The organism is Dyella monticola, from assembly GCF_003363155.1.
Classification (GTDB): domain Bacteria; phylum Pseudomonadota; class Gammaproteobacteria; order Xanthomonadales; family Rhodanobacteraceae; genus Dyella_B; species Dyella_B monticola.
In genome coordinates this window covers 34,003-50,418 of the sequence record NZ_QRBE01000004.1, presented here as the reverse complement: position 1 = coordinate 50,418, position 16,416 = coordinate 34,003, and the positions used below count along the sequence as shown (strand labels likewise).

Here is a 16,416-nt window from a genome sequence, read left to right as displayed (position 1 = left end):
GACCCTTATCCATGTCAGCAGTCAGCAGCAACATCAACAGCGCTTCGGTCTCCGGCCTGAGCCTTACCGGCAGCACGGTCACCACCGCGCCCACCGGTACGACCATGACGCAATCGGATTTTCTGCAGCTGCTTACCACGCAGTTGCAGGATCAGGACCCGACCCAGCCGATGGACAATTCGCAAATGGCCGCGGAACTCGCGCAATTTGCGACGCTGTCCACCGATCAGAACATCTACAGCACGCTGCAAACGATGAACAGCAACATGAGCAGCGGTTTGCAGAGCTCGCAGGTGCTCGGCGCATCCAACCTGGTCGGCAAGCAGGTGCTGGTGCCCTCGAGCACGCTCGACTACAGCGGCAGCGCGGTAAGCGGCGGCGTCAATGTCACCTCGCCGGGCGATGTCGTGCTCACCATCCAGGACAGCAACGGTAACACCGTCAATACCATCGACCTGGGCGACCAGTCCGCGGGCCTGGCGCAATTCAGCTGGAACGGCACGGACAGCAGCGGCAATGCGGTCGCCAATGGCACGTACACCATTTCCGCCAACAACGGCGGCAGCACGGCAGCGCTGTCCACGTATGTCTCCGGTGCGGTCACGGGCGTGGGTTATGGCGGCAGCACCACGGGTACGTATCTGCAAGTGGCGGGCATCGGCGGTGTTCCGCTGAGCCAAGTGGCACAGATCAACTGACGTCGGCGGCATCGCCCGACATCGCATCTCTGAGGAATAAAACATGGCTCTCAATCAAGCGCTAAGCGGCATCAACGCAGCCGAGGACCAACTCAACGTCATTTCCAACAATATCGCCAACGCCGGTACCGTGGGCTTCAAAGGCTCGACCGCACAGTTTGCCCAGGTTTACGCGCAGACTGGTCTGAACCTCAGCGCGGTGGCGGTGGGCAGCGGTGCCGATATGACAGGCGTGGAACAGCAGTTCTCGCAAGGCGATCTGGAAACCACCAACGGCAGCTTGGATCTTGCGATCAGCGGCAACGGTTTCTTCGTCGTCAACAATGGCAGCGGCAACCAGTACACCCGCGACGGCGCGTTCGAGGAAAACTCCCAAGGTTACGTGACCACGGCGAGTGGCTCCTATCTGCAGGTGTATCCGCCCAATGGCAATGGCGGTTTCAACACCAGCACGTTGACGGATCTGCAGCTCAACACCGCGCAGAGCGCAGCCACGCCGACCAGCACGATTACCGTCGATTCGAACCTGCCGGCTGGATCGAGCCCGCCTGCGGATGCACCGTTGAGCCCGAGTGACGACCAGAGCTACAACGCGTCGTCGAGCTTCAACGTGTACGACTCACAGGGAAACTCGCATACGGCGTCGATTTACTACGTCAATACCGGCAGCAATACGTGGACGGCCAATCTGTATATCGACGGCCAAAGCGCAGGCAGCCAGACCATGACCTTCAATAGTGACGGCACGCTGCAGACGCCGGCCAACGGCAACCTCAGCTTCACGCCGGTACAGCCGACCAACGGCGCCACATTCCCGGCCACCATGACGATGAACTTCGCCAACACGACGCAATTCGGCAATGCGTATTCGGTCGGCACGATCGATCAAAACGGTTTCGCGGCAGGCACCTTGCAGAACGTGGAGATCGGTACGACCGGTGTCGTTACCGCGATCTACTCCAACAACCAGACCGTGCAGCTTGGGCAGATTGCGGTCGCCAACTTCACCAATCAGCAGGGCTTGCAGCAGGTCGACAACAACAACTGGGTGGCGACGCAGTCATCCGGCATCGCGATCCTCGGCTCCGCCGGCACGGGTCAGTTCGGTGACGTCGAACAAGGCCAGCTGGAAACCTCCAACACCTCCGACACCACCGCGCAGCTGGTGAACATGATCCAGGCGCAGCAGAACTACGAAGCCAATTCGCAGATGCTGGGCACGGTCAGTTCGCTGGATCAGGCACTGTTCTCCGCGGTTGATCGCAGCTGATCGACGATAACCCATGGATCGTTCCGTCTACATTGCAATGACCGGCGCCACGCAGACGATGCGTGCGCAGGATGCCGTGAGCCACAACCTGGCCAACGCATCCACGGTGGGCTTCAAGGCCGAGCTGAGCGCGTTTCAAAGCGTGCCCGTGCTTGGGCCTGGCGCCAACACGCGCATCAATGCCGTGGCCGAAGGCACCGGTCAGGACGAAACACAAGGTTCCGTGCAGGACACCGGCCGTTCGCTCGATGTTGCCGTGAACGGCCCCGGCTGGATTGCGGTACAGGCGGCGGACGGTAGCGAAGCGTATACGCGCGCCGGCAATCTGCAGCTGGACGCCGAAGGCAACCTCACCGACAGCCGCGGCGATCCGGTGATGGGCACGGGTGGTCCGATCACCATTCCGCAAAGCTCGCAGATCACCATCGGCAAGGACGGCACCATTTCCACCGTGCCGATGGGGCAGGGGCCCGACACGATCGCGGCGGTCGGCCAAATCAAATTGGTCAATCCCGATCCCACGCAGATGAGCGAAGGATCCGATGGCCTGATGCATATGAACGACGGCAGCACCGCCGATGCCGACGATACCGTCACGCTTACCTCCGGTGCGCTGGAAGCGAGCAACGTCAATCCATCGTCGGAGCTGGTGAAGATGATTTCGCTGTCGCGGCAGTACGAAATGCAAGTGCGCTCGATCAAGACGTCCGAGGACGATTCGGACGCAAGCACCAAGCTGCTGCAGACGAGCTAATTCATCATGAATATCCCGCAAAATTACTCACACTTCATTGCCGTCATTCCTGCGAAAGCGGGAACCCATCTTCGCGTTTTGCGCGAGAACAACGTGGTTTCCCGCCTTCGCGGGAATGACGGCATCTGGTAACGAACGACCTGGAGTCAAGCAATGTTTTCCTCATTGTGGATTGCCAAAACCGGCCTGGACGCGCAGCAAACGGAGATGGATGTCATCTCCAACAACCTTGCCAACGCCAGCACCACCGGCTTCAAGACATCGCGCGCATCGTTCCAGGATCTGATGTATCAGAACGAAGGCCAGCCCGGCAGCCAGACTACCGAGCAGACCGAAGCGCCTTCGGGTTTGTTGCTCGGTACCGGCGTGAAAGTGGTCGGCACCGAGAAGTTGTTCACCCAGGGCGCCATCACGCAGACCGGCAACTCGCTCGACGTCGCGATACAAGGCAATGGCTTTCTGCAGGTAAGCCTGCCGGATGGCACGGTGGCGTACACGCGCGACGGTTCGCTGCATGAAGATTCCACCGGCCAGGTCGTCACCGCCGACGGTTATCCGCTGGTGCCGTCGATCACGCTGCCGGCGAACGTCAACAGCATCACCATCGGCACCGATGGCACGGTGAGTGCGACCAGCAACGGTTCCACCACGCCCACGCAGATCGGTGTGGTTCAGCTCGCCAATTTCGTCAATCCCGCGGGCCTGGAGTCGATGGGGCAGAACCTTTATCTGGAAACCGAATCCAGCGGCACCGCGCAGACCGGTCAGCCCGGCGTCAACGGCATGGGCACGCTTGCGCAGGGCTCGCTGGAATCGTCCAACACCAACGTGGTGGAGGAGATGGTCAACATGATCCAGGCGCAACGCACCTACGAAATGAATTCCAAATCCATCAGCGCGGTGGACGACATGTTGTCGTTCGTCATCCAACATACCTGAGTCGTGTCGTCATGCCGTATCCCTCCGTGTTTGCACGTATTGCCATCGCTTCGCTGCTTACCGCCGCGCTGGCCGGATGTGCCGGCATGGGCGAGCGGCAAAAGAAGGAAGACGCCGAATGGGCAGCCACCGCGCCGGTCACACAACCTGCGCCAGCGGCGGCCGATGGCTCGATCTATCACGACATGCAGAACATGGAGTTGTTCAACGACCCGCGCGCGCATCGCGTGGGCGACATTCTCACCATCAACCTGGTCGAGGCGATGCAGGCAAGCAAGACCTCGGAAACCACCACCGCCAAGACCGACAAGAACACGCTCAGCGCGCCGGAACTATTAGGTCATACCTTGAGCGTGAAGGGCGGCAATACAGCCGACTCCAATCTCAACTCGGCCAACAGCTTCGACGGTTCGGGCAGCAGCACGCAGAGCAATCAGCTGACCGGCCAGTTCACGGTGACGGTGTCGCAGCGGCTTTCCAACGGCAACCTGATCGTGCGCGGCGAGAAGTGGCTGACCATCAATCAAGGTCAGGAGCTGATTCGTCTTTCCGGCATCGTGCGGCCTGAAGACATCGCGCAGGACAATTCCGTCGATTCCACCCGCGTGGCCGATGCGCGCATCACCTACACCGGCCGCGGCGTGCTCAACAGCGCCAACCAGCAAGGTTGGCTGGCGCGATTCTTCAATTCCAAGTGGATGCCTTACTGAGTTCCTCGCTGTTGGGCTGAGGGAGCAACCTCGCGAAAGACGCGGTTATTCGAGTACAACGTATGAAATTCTTCAGTCGCGACAAACATGGGCATGGTGGCAAGAGTGGCCCCTCATCCCGACGCTCTCCTCGCAGGGGAGAGCGAGTCATAGGCGTCCTCGCGCTGCTCGTGTTTTTTCTGGGTTTCACGCCCACTGCCCATGCCGACAAAATCCGTGACTTGGTGCAAGTGGCCGGCGTGCGCAGCAACCAGTTGGTGGGCTACGGTCTTGTCGTGGGCCTGGATGGCACGGGCGATCAGACCACGCAGGCGCCTTTCACCACGCAAAGCCTGGAAAACATGCTGAAGGAATTCGGCGTGTCGATTCCCAACACCGGCATCCAGCCGCAGCTCAAAGATGTGGCTGCGGTGACGATCACCGCCCAATTGCCGCCGTTCGCCAAACCCGGCCAAGCCATCGACGTGACCGTCGCTTCGATCGGCAACGCCAAAAGCTTGCGCGGCGGTGAATTGCTGATGTCGCCCTTGCGCGGTGCGGATGGCAACGTCTATGCGGTGGCGCAAGGCAGCGTGGTGGTCGGTGGCGTCAGCGCGCAAGGCCGCAGCGGTTCCAGCGTGCAGATCAATATTTCCGCCAGCGGGCGCATTCCCAACGGCGCCTCTGTCGAGCGCACCGTGCCCAACTCGTTCGACAGGCCCGGCGATATCGTGCTCGATCTCAACACGGCCGACTTCACCACCGCCGGACGCATCGCCGATGCGATCAATCATCTGTATGGCACCGGTACGGCGCGACCGCTGGACGGCGGTTCGGTGGCGGTGCGCGGGCCTCAGGATGCGAGCCAGAAAGTGGCGTGGCTGGGCGCGATCGAGTCGCTGGATGTCGATCCGGGCGATGCGCCTGCACGCGTGGTCGTCAATTCGCGTACCGGCACGGTGGTGATCGGTTCGGATGTGCGCGTAAGCGCCGCCGCCGTCGCGCATGGTTCGATCCAGGTCACTATTTCCGAACAACCGCAAGTCAGCCAGCCTTCTCCTTTCAGTCAGGGCGGACAAACCACGGTGGTGCCCAACAGTGCCGTATCCATCAATCAGCAAGGCGGGCACATGTTCAAGTTCGGTCCTGGCGTGAGCCTGGATTCGATCGTGCGCGCGGTGAATCAGGTGGGCGCCACGCCGACCGATCTGATCTCGATTCTCGAGGCGCTCAAGCAAGCCGGCGCCTTGCATGCGGACTTGGTGGTGATATGACCGACATCGGTAACGCCGCTGCGCAAAGCCTGAGCACCTGGACCGACCTGTCCGGGTTCAGCGCGCTGCGCGAGCAGGCGCAAACCGATCAAAGTGCCACGCTGCCGGCGGTGGCCAAGCAGTTCGAGGCGATGTTCACGCAGATGTTGTTGAAGTCGATGCGCGAGGCGAACTTCGGCGATCCGTTGTTCGAAAGCCAGGCCACCGACGAATGGCAGGACATGTATGACCAGCAGCTCGCGCTGAATCTGTCGCATGGCAAAGGCCTGGGTATCGCCCAATTGCTGGTGCACCAGCTGGGCGGCCACGAAAACGCGCAGCAGGGGCAGCATGCGAATGGCGCCGTCGATCCCGCTTCGGCCGGACTCGTCGATCACTGGAAGCAGCGCCTTTACGACCTCGAAGACGCCACGCGCTCGGCTGGCCGCGCCGCCATGGCGTGGCTGCCCGCCGATGCGGAAACCTTTGTGCGCGAACTGGCGCCGCAGGCCAGCATCGTTGCGAAGGAACTCGGCCTGTCGTTGCGCACGGTGCTGGCACAGGCCGCCTTGGAAACCAACTGGGGCAAGCACATGCCCCAGCATGCCGATGGCAGCAGCAGCTTCAACCTGTTCGGCATCAAGGCCGGCAACAGTTGGGACGGCCCGCGCGTGAACGTGCCCACGGTGGAATACGAGGGTGGCATCGCCGTGCGCAAGCAGGCGCAATTTCGCTCGTACCGCTCCACCGCCGATTCGCTGGCCGACTACGCCGACCTGATCAGCAAGGACCCGCGCTACGCCCAGGCACGCGGCCGTGGCGACGACGTGTTCGGTTACGCCCGCGCCTTGACCGAGGGTGGCTACGCCACTGACCCGGAATACGCGGGCAAAGTGGCGGCCATCGCCAACAGTAGTGTGATGCGGCAAGCACTTGATGCGCTCAAGAAATCGGCCGGCGTGCCGAATTTATGAACGAGAACGCCCGCAGCTCGACATACCTGCTCCCTCCTCTGCTTGCAGGGGAGGGTCGGGGTGGGGTTGTTCGAACTTGCCTTGACGCGAGTGCGTGCAACCACCTCCCAACCTCCCCCTGTACGCAGGGGGAGGAGTGATATCACCGATTGAGGAAAGCTCTCCATGCCCAGCATGCTCAACATCGCCATCTCCGGGCTCAACGCAGCCCAGGTTGCGCTGAGCACGGTCAGCAACAACATCGCCAACGCGAGCACCAGCGGCTACAGCGAAGAAAGTGTCGAGCAGGTCGAAACGCTTGGGCAAAGCAACAGCCAGTACACCCTTGGCGGTGGCGTCGACGTGGTGTCGGTGCAGCGCGCTTACAGCCAGTACCTCACCAGCGCGCTGTGGAGCAGCAACAGCAGCCTGCAGAACGCCACCACCATGGGCAACCTCACCAGTACGCTCAACAGCGTGTTCAGCGACAGCGGCAACCTGCAGACTGCGCTGGACAATCTGTACAGCGGCTTCAGCAGCGTCGCCAACTCGCCCAGTTCGTCCTCGGTGCGGCAGGCGGCGTTGGGCGACGCCACCTCGGTCGCCAGCGTCTACAACACGCTCGGGCAGCAGCTCTCGCAGCAGTCCAGCCAGGTGAATGGGCAGATTGGCGATACGGTCACCAGCATCAACAGCCTTACCTCGCAGATCGCGCAGCTCAACCAGCAGATCATGGGGGCGGGCTCCAATCCGAACAGCCTGCTCGATCAGCGCGACCAACTGGTGCAGCAGCTGGCGGGGCTCACCGGCATTTCGGCGTCGACCAATAGCGACGGCTCGATCAGCGTGTACACCACTTCGGGCGCCACGCTGGTCAGTGGCGAGCAATCCTATGCGTTGTCCTCGGGCGCCAATCAATACGACCCGAGCAGCACCGATGTGTTCGACAGCGCCGGCAACGACGTCACCTCCAGCCTGAGCGGCGGCACGCTCGGTGCGCTGATCAACTATCGCGACACGGTGCTGGAGCCCGCGCAGAATGCGCTAGGTCAATCGGCGATCGCGCTCGCGTCCAGCGTCAACGCACAACAGGCCGATGGCCTGGATCTCAATGGACAACAGGGCCAGGCGATCTTCAGCGTGGGCTCGCCGACCGTATTGGCGTCGAGCAAAAACGCCGGCAGCGCGGGTGTCAGCGCCACGGTCAGTGATGTCTCGCAGCTCACCAGCTCCGATTACATCCTCAAGTACACCGGTTCGGGTACCGGCACCAACGGCTGGAGCCTGAGCACCACCACCGGACAGAGCGTGGCGCTTACCGCCAACAGCGATGGCACGCTTTCCGCCGATGGACTCACTTTCAGCGTGTCGGGCACGGCGCAGACGGGTGACAGCTACGAGATTGAACCCACGCGCAACGCTGCCAGTTCGCTGTCGGTCGGCATGACCAATTCCAGCGGCATCGCGGCGGCGGCCGCACTGACTGCAACGGCGGGCAGCAGCAATACCGGTACCGGCACGGTGGGCTCGGTCAGCGTCACCAACTCAAGCAATGCCAACCTGCTTTCCGGTGCAACCGTCACCTTCGGTGCGGGCAATACGTACACGATTACCGATGGCGCCGGTAACACCACCACCGGCACCTACACGTCCGGCCAGCCGATCACTGCCGATGGCTGGAGCCTGAGCCTGAGTGGCACGCCGGCCAGCGGCGATACGTTCGCCGTGGCGGCCAACACCAATGGCCTCAACGACAACAGCAACGCGCTGTCGTTGGCTGCGCTGGCCGATACCGGCGTGCTCGATGGCGGCAAGACATCGGTGGTGGACAGCTACGGCAATCTCACCACGCAGGTCGGCGATGCCGGCAGCCAGGCCAGTGACGAGCTCACCACGCAAACCAATTTATACGGCGAAGCGGAAAGCAATCAGCAGAGCGTTGCCGGCGTGAACCTCAACCAGGAAGCCGCCAGCCTAGTGCAATACCAACAGGCTTATCAGGCGTCCGCGCAGGTGATTTCCACCGCGCAGCAGTTATTCACCAGCCTGATCACCGCGATCGAGGACGGTTAATTATGATCCGCATTTCCACCAGCTGGATGTATCAGCAGCAGGTCAACACCATGCTCGATCAGCAGAGCTCGCTGTCGGCGACGGAAAACGAGGTGAGCACGGGCAACGCCATCAACGTGCCCTCGGACAACCCGACCGGCGCGGCGCAGATCGTGAGCTTGAACCATATCCTCGCGGAAAACTCGCAATACACCAGCAATATCACCAGCGCCAATACGCGCCTGTCGACGGAAAGCAATACGCTCACCAGCGTCAGCAACCTGCTCAACAGCATCAACGACGTTGGACTTGGCGCGATCAACAGCACGCTGTCCAGCAGCGACCTCAGCAACATGGCGACCGAGCTGACGCAATACCGCAACCAGCTCGTGCAACTGGCCAACACCACCGATGCGAACGGCCAGGCGCTGTTTGCCGGCACCAGCACCACCACCACGCCGTTCGTGTTGAACAGCAGCACCGGCAGCGTGACCTACGCCGGCAACGACCAGCAGGCATTCACGGCCATCGGGCCGGGCCTGCAAGTGGCCAATGGCGACGCGGGTGGCTCGCTCTTCATGAACCTGCCGGCCGGCAATGGCTCGTTCGTGGCGAGCGCCGGCGCAAGCAATACGGGAACGCTGGTGGTCGGCGCCAACAGCGTTACGGACACCGCGGCCTATCAGGCCGCAACGGCATCCGGTCCGTTGAATGACACGATTACCTTCGGCGCCAACGGCACCTATAGCGTGACGGATGCCGCCGGCAATCCGGTCACCGACAGCAGCGGCAATCCCATCACCGGCACCTACACCGATGGTGGTGCCATCACCTTCGACGGCATGTCCATCACCATGAGCGGCACGCCGGCCGCGGGCGATACGGTGAATGTCCAGTCGGATACCGCCTCCAACACGCAAGACGTCTTCACCACCATCAACAACATGATCAGCGCGCTGCAAAGCGGCGACAGCAGTGCGCAGCTCAGCAATACCATGAACCGCCAGCTCGAATCGCTCAGCCAGGCGATGGGCAGCGTGTCCACCACGCAGGTGGCGGTCGGCACGCGCATCGATGCCGTGCAACAACAGCAAAGCGATTACTCCGACCTCAGTGTGACCTACCAGACCGCGTTGACCGACGTGCAAGGCGTGAACATGGCCTCAGCGATCAGCAATCTCTCGCTGCAATCGACGGCTTTGCAGGCGTCGCAGGAAGCGTTTGCGAAGGTGCAGGGGACGAGCTTGTTCGATTATCTGCAAGGTTGATCGCGCTAGAGGGTGTGCGTTGTTTTTTTGCTGGCTCAAAGAGTTGTTGGGGATTGCCTGCGGCGCTTTCGGTCCTGAAGGACCGAGTCCCTTTTCTTTGCTGGCCCAAAGAAAAGTAACCCAAAGAAATGGCCTGACGAGCTCATGGCGTTAGGTGGGTTACAAGCCTGGGCGTTTGTCGCGTTGCCTTGATCGATGGCGGGCCCAGCTTAGGCGGCGCCGCTATACCGCGAGCGCCGAAGCGCTGAGGGCTTAAAGCAAACCACGCACAGCTCACCCATCGGCAAGAGCTTGGCAAGCCGGCTTAAGCCCTCAACGCTTCGACGCTCGCGGTATGGCGAGGACGTAGAACCTAAGGCGAGCAACCCACTCCACAGGCCATACACGTTCGGGCTTTTCCCTTACCCATGCCGCGAGCCTTTGAAAGCCTCAGCGCCTGGCCGCGTTGCGGTATAGCGGGATCGTAGAACCCGAGGCGAGCAACCCACTCGACTGGCCATACACGTCAGGGCTTTTACCTCACCCATGCTGAGAGCCTTTGAGGCCATTTCTTTGGGTTACTTTTCTTTGGGCCAGCAAAGAAAAGGGACTCGGTCCTTCAGGACCGAAAGCGCCGCAGGCAATGCACAACAACTCTTTGGGCCAGCAAAAAACCGCAGTCGCTCCGCGACGGAAAGCGCCGCAGGCAATCCACAACAACACGAAATGCAAATACGTAACCAAATAAAAAAAGTGATTCCGAAGCGGCTGAAAGTCACTAGGCCCCGGCGTTCGCCGGGGCGACGAAGCATAGTTAGCGGGGAAGCGTGGCCGAAATGACGCATCCTTCAATTCGGCAACCACGCATCTCGCCACTCCACCAACCTGTCTTCCGTCAACATCCACTCCCTCTGCACGGCATCGCGCAACACATCGCCCATTGCTTCCGTCGCATCCATATCCTCCAGATGCATGCGGATCGCAGCCATCCACTCCTTGTAGCGATTCTTTACGCGCGTCACGGGCAAATCGTTTTGGTAACAAACGATATCGGTGCATACCACCGGAAAGCCGCACGCGCCATATTCGAGCAGACGCAAATTGCTCTTGCACTCGTTGAATACGTTGTTCTCCAGCGGCGCCAGCGCAAGATCAAGATTGAGCGAGGCAAGTTTGCGTGGATATTCCTCGATCGGCACACCCGCGTGGAACTCGTGAATGTAGGGGCGCAGCTTGTCCGGGCACATGCCGAAAAACACCCATTCCACCTCATCGGCCAGGTCACGCACCACGTCGGCAATCAGTTCCAGATCGCCACGATGGCTGGACCCGCCGCCCCAACCCACGCGTGGTTTGCTCCCTGCACGACGCTGGCTTTTGGGCATGTCGCCCCACCAATCCATCGGCAGCCGATTGAGCACCACGCGGATGTCGGAGTGAAAGCCCTTGAACTGCTCGGCCAATGCATCGGTGGATACGACGAAGCGATCCACCGTGGCCAGCGAGCGGCGCAGCGATTTGACGATGTCCTTGGGCATCAGGCCATGGAAATGACTCTTGATCGGGATCTGTTGAATCAGGTCATCCAGCTCGAACACTTTGAAGGCGCGTGAGAAGTCGCGATAGGTTTCCAGCAATTTGATCTGCGTGTCGGTGACTTGACGCTGCAGCACCAGCGAGGTCGGTTGAAAGCGCTCCATCGCGACCGGCGACAAGTGCACGCCGGCGATCACGCCTTCGGCCAATCCGTTGCGTTGCATGGAGGCGAACGGCTGCATGATGCGGTAGTGGCCGCAACCGTGTGCATCGGCCGCCACGCAGAACAGGCGCGGCAGCAAGGGTTGGCTGAACGGCTGCCAGCCTTTGGGGCGTTGTGGATCCAGCTCGAAACCCATGCCGTCGATGCTGAGGTTGGTGCTGTAAGCGGGGTCGCGCGCGAGCACGCTCAGCCACTTGCGGTACATCGCGCTCTGTTCGCCCTGGAAGCGTTTTTGTTTGGCTTCCTGCGCGGTCTTGTCGACCTTGGTCTGGCTGACGCTGCCCACGTGCATCAATCGCGCATACGGCGTCCACACCGTGAGGTAACCGGCCTTGTTTGCCTTCAGGCAAAGATCGACATCGTTGTAGGAGACTTTGAAATCCTGCTCGTCGAGTCCACCCACTTCGTCGTAGACCGATTTGCGGATCATCAGGCACGCCGCCGTAACGGCCGTGTAGTTCTGATCAACGCGCAGGCGATGCATGTAGCCATCGGACTCCATCGGCTGGCCGATGAACGGATGATCGGCCGGCCCGCGCAAACCCAGCACCACGCCGCCATGCTGGATGCGGCCGTCCGGATAATGCAGCTTGGCGCCGACAATGCCCACTTCAGGGCGTTGCGCATGATTGAGCAGTGCTTCGATCCAGTCACCGTGCAGCACGGCGGTGTCGTTGTTGAGCAGGATCAGATATTCCCCACGCGCCTGCGCCGCCGCAAAGTTGTTGATCGCCGAATAATTGAACGGATGCGGATAACGCAGCACGCGCAACTGCGTGCTATTGAGACGCTCGATGCCATCCAGATAAGCGCGTGCGGCCGGTTCCTCGGTGTTGTTGTCGACGATCAGCAGCTCGTAATTGGTGTAGGTGGTTTTCGATAGCAGGCTGTCGAGCAGGCCGTTGAGAATGGGTAGCTGATCCTTCGTCGGCACGATGATGGATACCGGCGGCTGCCGGTTATGTGCATACACCACGCGATTGAAGCCGGGCAGCGCGCCCGGTTCCATGGTGTGCGCTATGCCAAGGCGCTTGAGATGGTTGGAGACGATGGCGGCGCTGTGGGTTTTCACCGTATCGGAAGCGAGCCAGTGCGCATAAGGCAGCGCGGCACGGTGCATGACTTCGCCGATGTGCCCGACCGCCGGCAAGCCGTCCGCCTCCAGCAGTCGGAACAACAGGTCGTAGCCGGCCATCTCGCCAAAGTCGTTCTGCAAGCCGCCCAGTGCCACGCAGCGCTCGCGCTGGAACGCCAAGGCGCGGCCCGCGTACGGATAGCTGCGCAGCATGTCGAGGTTGAAATCGGGCTTGAAGATCGGGTGCTCGAACACGCCGTTGGCTTGCGTGTCTTCGTCGTAATAGGCGGCACGCAGATGCGGATGCGCGACCACGCGCTCGGCCAGTAGCAGCAAGGTGGCCGGATGCAGCGCGTCGCCGGCATATATGAGCTGGATCCAATCGGCATGGCCTGCGCGGATCTCGCTGTTCAACCGCTGCATCAGCTTTTCATCGCCGGAAATGACGGCGAGCTGATGATGCGGGTAGTGCTGTGCGTCCACGCTGGCCTTGGTCAAGGCCACCGCCTCGGCGTCGCTGGCCGGATCGATCAGCATCACCCGGATGCGCGGCGGCGTACCTAGTTGTCCGATGCGTTGCAACGCCTGCGCAATCGCCACTTCGCTCAATTGCTGCTGCGCCTGCCACTGCTTGTAGAGATCCGACGGCGGAGGCGGCACCAGCCACTCGGGCAGGATCTTCTGATGACGATCGGTGCGATTCCAGCAGTCGCCTTCGTGAATCTCGCGCGCAAACGAAGCGTTGATGGTGCGGCCGTGGCCGATCCATTCGGCGGAGGCGTCGATCAGCAGCCGCTTGCATAACCAAATGACGCGCTCGGCGGGCGAGGCGATACCCAGCAGCGTGTCCAGCCCGCTTTCATAGGCGATCTGCCACAGACCGACGTAGATGGGAATCTGCTTTTCGACCGGCTGGCGCGCGCGCCATTCGCCGCCGCGATAGCTCAATCCGCCATGGGCATCGACATAGATACGGGCGGGGAGCGCATCCAGCCAATCGGCGGGAATTTTTTCGTCGTCATCGGCTTGTGCGTAGACGAGTGCACCCCATTTGCGTAGCAGCGCAATCATGCGGTCGGTACGCCGCAGGTGGATGGCCTTGCGCACTTCCACCAGCAACGAATGCTCGCCCTCGATGTAGGGCTGCGCTTCAAGCGCTTGCTCGAAACCCGTGGTGTTGCGTTGCTGATCGGTCAATAACGGACGCGGCGCCACCTGGATGCCATCGTCGGCACGCACGTAATCGGTCACGGTGTTGAGTGCGGGCACGCGGTTGTCGACATAGCACTGCGCAAGCAGATCCTTGCGCAGGGGGGAAGGCACACCTGCGCGACGGGCCACCAGCAACAGTCCCGGTGCATACTGACCGAGCGTGCCCGCTTCCCGATGTCTTTCCCATTGCACCGCTTCGCCACCGGCGTTGCGCAGCAGTGGGCGCTGCGCGATGAGCTCGTCCACGCGCAACGGGCAGTCCGGGGCGAGTGCCTGTTCAAACACCAGCAACTCGGGGAGCTGTGCATTCGGAAATGCCAGCTGTGTTTCGACCTGCGTCAAGCCCGCTGCGCGTAGCGCCGTTTCGAGCTGACTGCGTGTCAGCAAGGCACTGTTTTCCGGATCGGCCAGACGGTTGCCGGTCGACAGCAACAGCATACCTTCCGGTTTCAGCGCGCTGGCTGCGATGGCGATGGCCTCGCGCAGCGCGTCGCCGCGCGGCCACGCTTCCGTGTAGTCGTTGCCGAAATCGAGCACGACCACGTCATAGTCTGCATGCAGCTCCAGCTCGCGCAGGCTGGCTTGAAAGACGCGCGCATTGGCATGGTCGCGCAGGCGCGCCGCGGCAACGCGCGCGCAGTGGGGCGAAAATTCGACGGCGTCCACGCTGCAGCCGCGCTCGATCCACGCCTGCGCAAGTACGCCACCGCCACAGCCGATGTCCAGCACGCGGCTGCCTTCGGCAAGGCTCTCCAACGCATGCAAAGGATTGGCACGCCGTGGCGACAGCTGCAGGGCGCTGGTCCGGCTATGGATTTCCTTGGCCAGCGTGGGCGAGTACAAGCTGGTGTCCTGCGCCTGATGCATCACATCGAACAGGCGCGTGGCCGTGCTATGGATACCTTTGTGCGCGGGGCGGTCGCGTAGCGGCGAGTGATACACGCCTTCGTCATTGCGGACAAACGTTTCCAGCGACCACTTCGGTGGCAACGTGCCGAGCTGAGCCACCACCCGCAACACGGTGTCGTCGTGCACGTCGTTGAGGATTTTTTCGTGCAACAGGAATTCGTTCCAGTCGCGTGTGCCTTTGCCGTCGGCCATGCCTTTGGCGAATTTATAGCGGCACTCCTCTTCCGATTTGCTCCAGTAGTGATTGATGCGCAGATGCTGCACCGACACTTTTTCGGTGAAGGGTCCTTCGAGGGCATGGCCGTTTTCATCGACCGCGCGCGCGTCGTTCGCATACAGCATGTAGTGCGGATTGGTGCAGCGAGCCACTTTGGACGGCTGCACGATGCTCTTGATGTGCGAGTTTTCCGAGCGGTAGCTCCCATCCGGCAACCGCAAATGGCCATACTGCACGCCGGCATCGAATTCGCCGCGGCGAAGGAAATTTTCCAGCACGCCACCTTTGGGTTTGTGCGTGTGCCCACCCGAACCGAACATCACCCAGTTCACACCCACGCCGGGATGATCGGCGTAGTCGGCCAGCACATCCGGCAGCAGCCGTGCCTTGGGCGAGAAAAGGAATTCGTCAGCGTCGAGAAACGCAATCCAGTCCGCTTCGCTGCCGTGGGTTTTCAGGCAATGGTCATAGGCCTGCAATTGCGCGTAGGGCTGCGGCCATTCATGCAACACCACCGCGCCGGACTCGATATGCATCTGCAGGGCGTCGAGGTAACGGTCCGAGCTGTTGTTGTTGTAGAGGTAGAAGCGCTCTACGCCCATCAGTTGATGGAACTCGACCCATTCGCGCAGGTATGCGGCTTCGTCCTTGAAGATCGCGCAGATCGCAAGCACACAACGCATGTGGTTTTTCCTCACCTTTATAAGTTTGGTGTTTACGGTGAGCGTCAGAATTTCGACGCTTGGGCGTGCGAACACCGGTTTCGGGAGGTAGGGAGCAAGCTTGGTGCCAAATGGGGGGTGTTTGGTTTTTGCCTGGATGTCGTGTTGTTGGGGGATTGCCTGTGGCGCTTTCGGTCGCGGAGCGACCGGGCTTTTTTGCTGATTCGAAGAGTGGTTGTGGATTGCCTGCGGCGCTTTCGGACCCTAAAGGGCCCGAGTCCCTTTTCTTTGCTGGCCCAAAGAAAAGTAACCCAAAGAAATGGCCTGACGAGCTCTTGGCGTTATGTAGGTTACAAGCCTGGGAGCTTGTCGCCTTGGTTTGATCGATGGCCGGCCCAGCTTAAGCGGCGCCGCTATACCGCGAGCGGCGAAACGCTGAGGGCTTAAAGCAAACCTTGCACAGCTCAGCCGTCGGCAAAAAGCCTTGGCCAGCGGGGCTTTAAGCCCTCAGCGTTTCGACGCTCGCGGTATGGCGAGGACGTAGAACCTAAGGCGAGCAACCCACTCCACTGGCCATACACGTTCGGGCTTTTCCCTTACTCATGCCGCGAGCCTTTGAAAGCCTCAGCGCCTGGCCGCGTTGCGGTATAGCGGGATCGTAGAACCCGAGGCGAGCAACCCACTCGACTGGCCATACACGTCAGGGCTTTTACCTCACCCATGCTGG

At 61.2% G+C, this 16,416-nt stretch carries 10 protein-coding genes; 9 read left to right on the top strand and 1 reads right to left on the bottom strand.

From position 1 onward, the window contains the following. The first annotated feature begins 11 nt into the window (after positions 1-11). The 9 genes from DWU98_RS08630 (at position 12) to flgL (ending at position 9,876) form a co-directional block, all read left to right on the top strand. Positions 12-698, top strand: a complete 687-nt coding sequence (locus tag DWU98_RS08630) for a flagellar hook assembly protein FlgD (RefSeq protein WP_115495159.1) — start codon at positions 12-14, stop codon at positions 696-698. A gap of 43 nt (positions 699-741) precedes the next feature. Beyond that, on the top strand, positions 742-1,968 hold the full coding sequence (locus tag DWU98_RS08625) for a flagellar hook protein FlgE (RefSeq protein ID WP_115495158.1): 1,227 nt from the start codon (positions 742-744) through the stop codon (positions 1,966-1,968). Between the two features lie 13 nt (positions 1,969-1,981). Continuing rightward, the gene (flgF, locus tag DWU98_RS08620) at positions 1,982-2,722 is read left to right on the top strand and encodes a flagellar basal-body rod protein FlgF (RefSeq protein ID WP_115495157.1); all 741 of its coding nucleotides are present in this window, start codon (positions 1,982-1,984) and stop codon (positions 2,720-2,722) included. Between the two features lie 153 nt (positions 2,723-2,875). Then, complete coding sequence (gene flgG, locus DWU98_RS08615; RefSeq protein ID WP_115495156.1) at positions 2,876-3,661, top strand: flagellar basal-body rod protein FlgG; 786 nt, start codon at positions 2,876-2,878, stop codon at positions 3,659-3,661. An 11-nt stretch (positions 3,662-3,672) separates the two neighbouring features. Next, positions 3,673-4,371 carry a flagellar basal body L-ring protein FlgH gene (gene flgH, locus DWU98_RS08610; RefSeq protein ID WP_115495155.1) on the top strand — a complete coding sequence of 233 codons (699 nt, stop codon included), beginning with the start codon at positions 3,673-3,675 and terminating at the stop codon, positions 4,369-4,371. Positions 4,372-4,433: 62 nt separating this feature from the next. Then, positions 4,434-5,624, top strand: a complete 1,191-nt coding sequence (locus tag DWU98_RS08605; protein WP_115495154.1) for a flagellar basal body P-ring protein FlgI — start codon at positions 4,434-4,436, stop codon at positions 5,622-5,624. Beyond that, positions 5,621-6,577 (top strand): flagellar assembly peptidoglycan hydrolase FlgJ, encoded by a 957-nt coding sequence (gene flgJ / locus DWU98_RS08600; RefSeq protein WP_115495153.1) that lies wholly within the window; start codon positions 5,621-5,623, stop codon positions 6,575-6,577. Before DWU98_RS08605 ends, flgJ begins: the two co-directional genes overlap by 4 nt. A 165-nt stretch (positions 6,578-6,742) precedes the next feature. Continuing rightward, positions 6,743-8,629, top strand: coding sequence for a flagellar hook-associated protein FlgK (gene flgK / locus DWU98_RS08595; RefSeq protein WP_115495152.1), 1,887 nt, complete (start codon positions 6,743-6,745; stop codon positions 8,627-8,629). A 2-nt stretch (positions 8,630-8,631) separates the two neighbouring features. Then, positions 8,632-9,876 carry a flagellar hook-associated protein FlgL gene (flgL, locus tag DWU98_RS08590; protein WP_115495151.1) on the top strand — a complete coding sequence of 415 codons (1,245 nt, stop codon included), beginning with the start codon at positions 8,632-8,634 and terminating at the stop codon, positions 9,874-9,876. Between the two features lie 827 nt (positions 9,877-10,703). On the opposite strand, the gene DWU98_RS08585 is transcribed toward flgL, so the two are convergent. Next, the gene (locus tag DWU98_RS08585) at positions 10,704-15,710 is read right to left on the bottom strand and encodes a glycosyltransferase family 92 protein (protein WP_147293261.1); all 5,007 of its coding nucleotides are present in this window, start codon (positions 15,708-15,710) and stop codon (positions 10,704-10,706) included. Between the last annotated feature and the right edge of the window lie 706 nt (positions 15,711-16,416).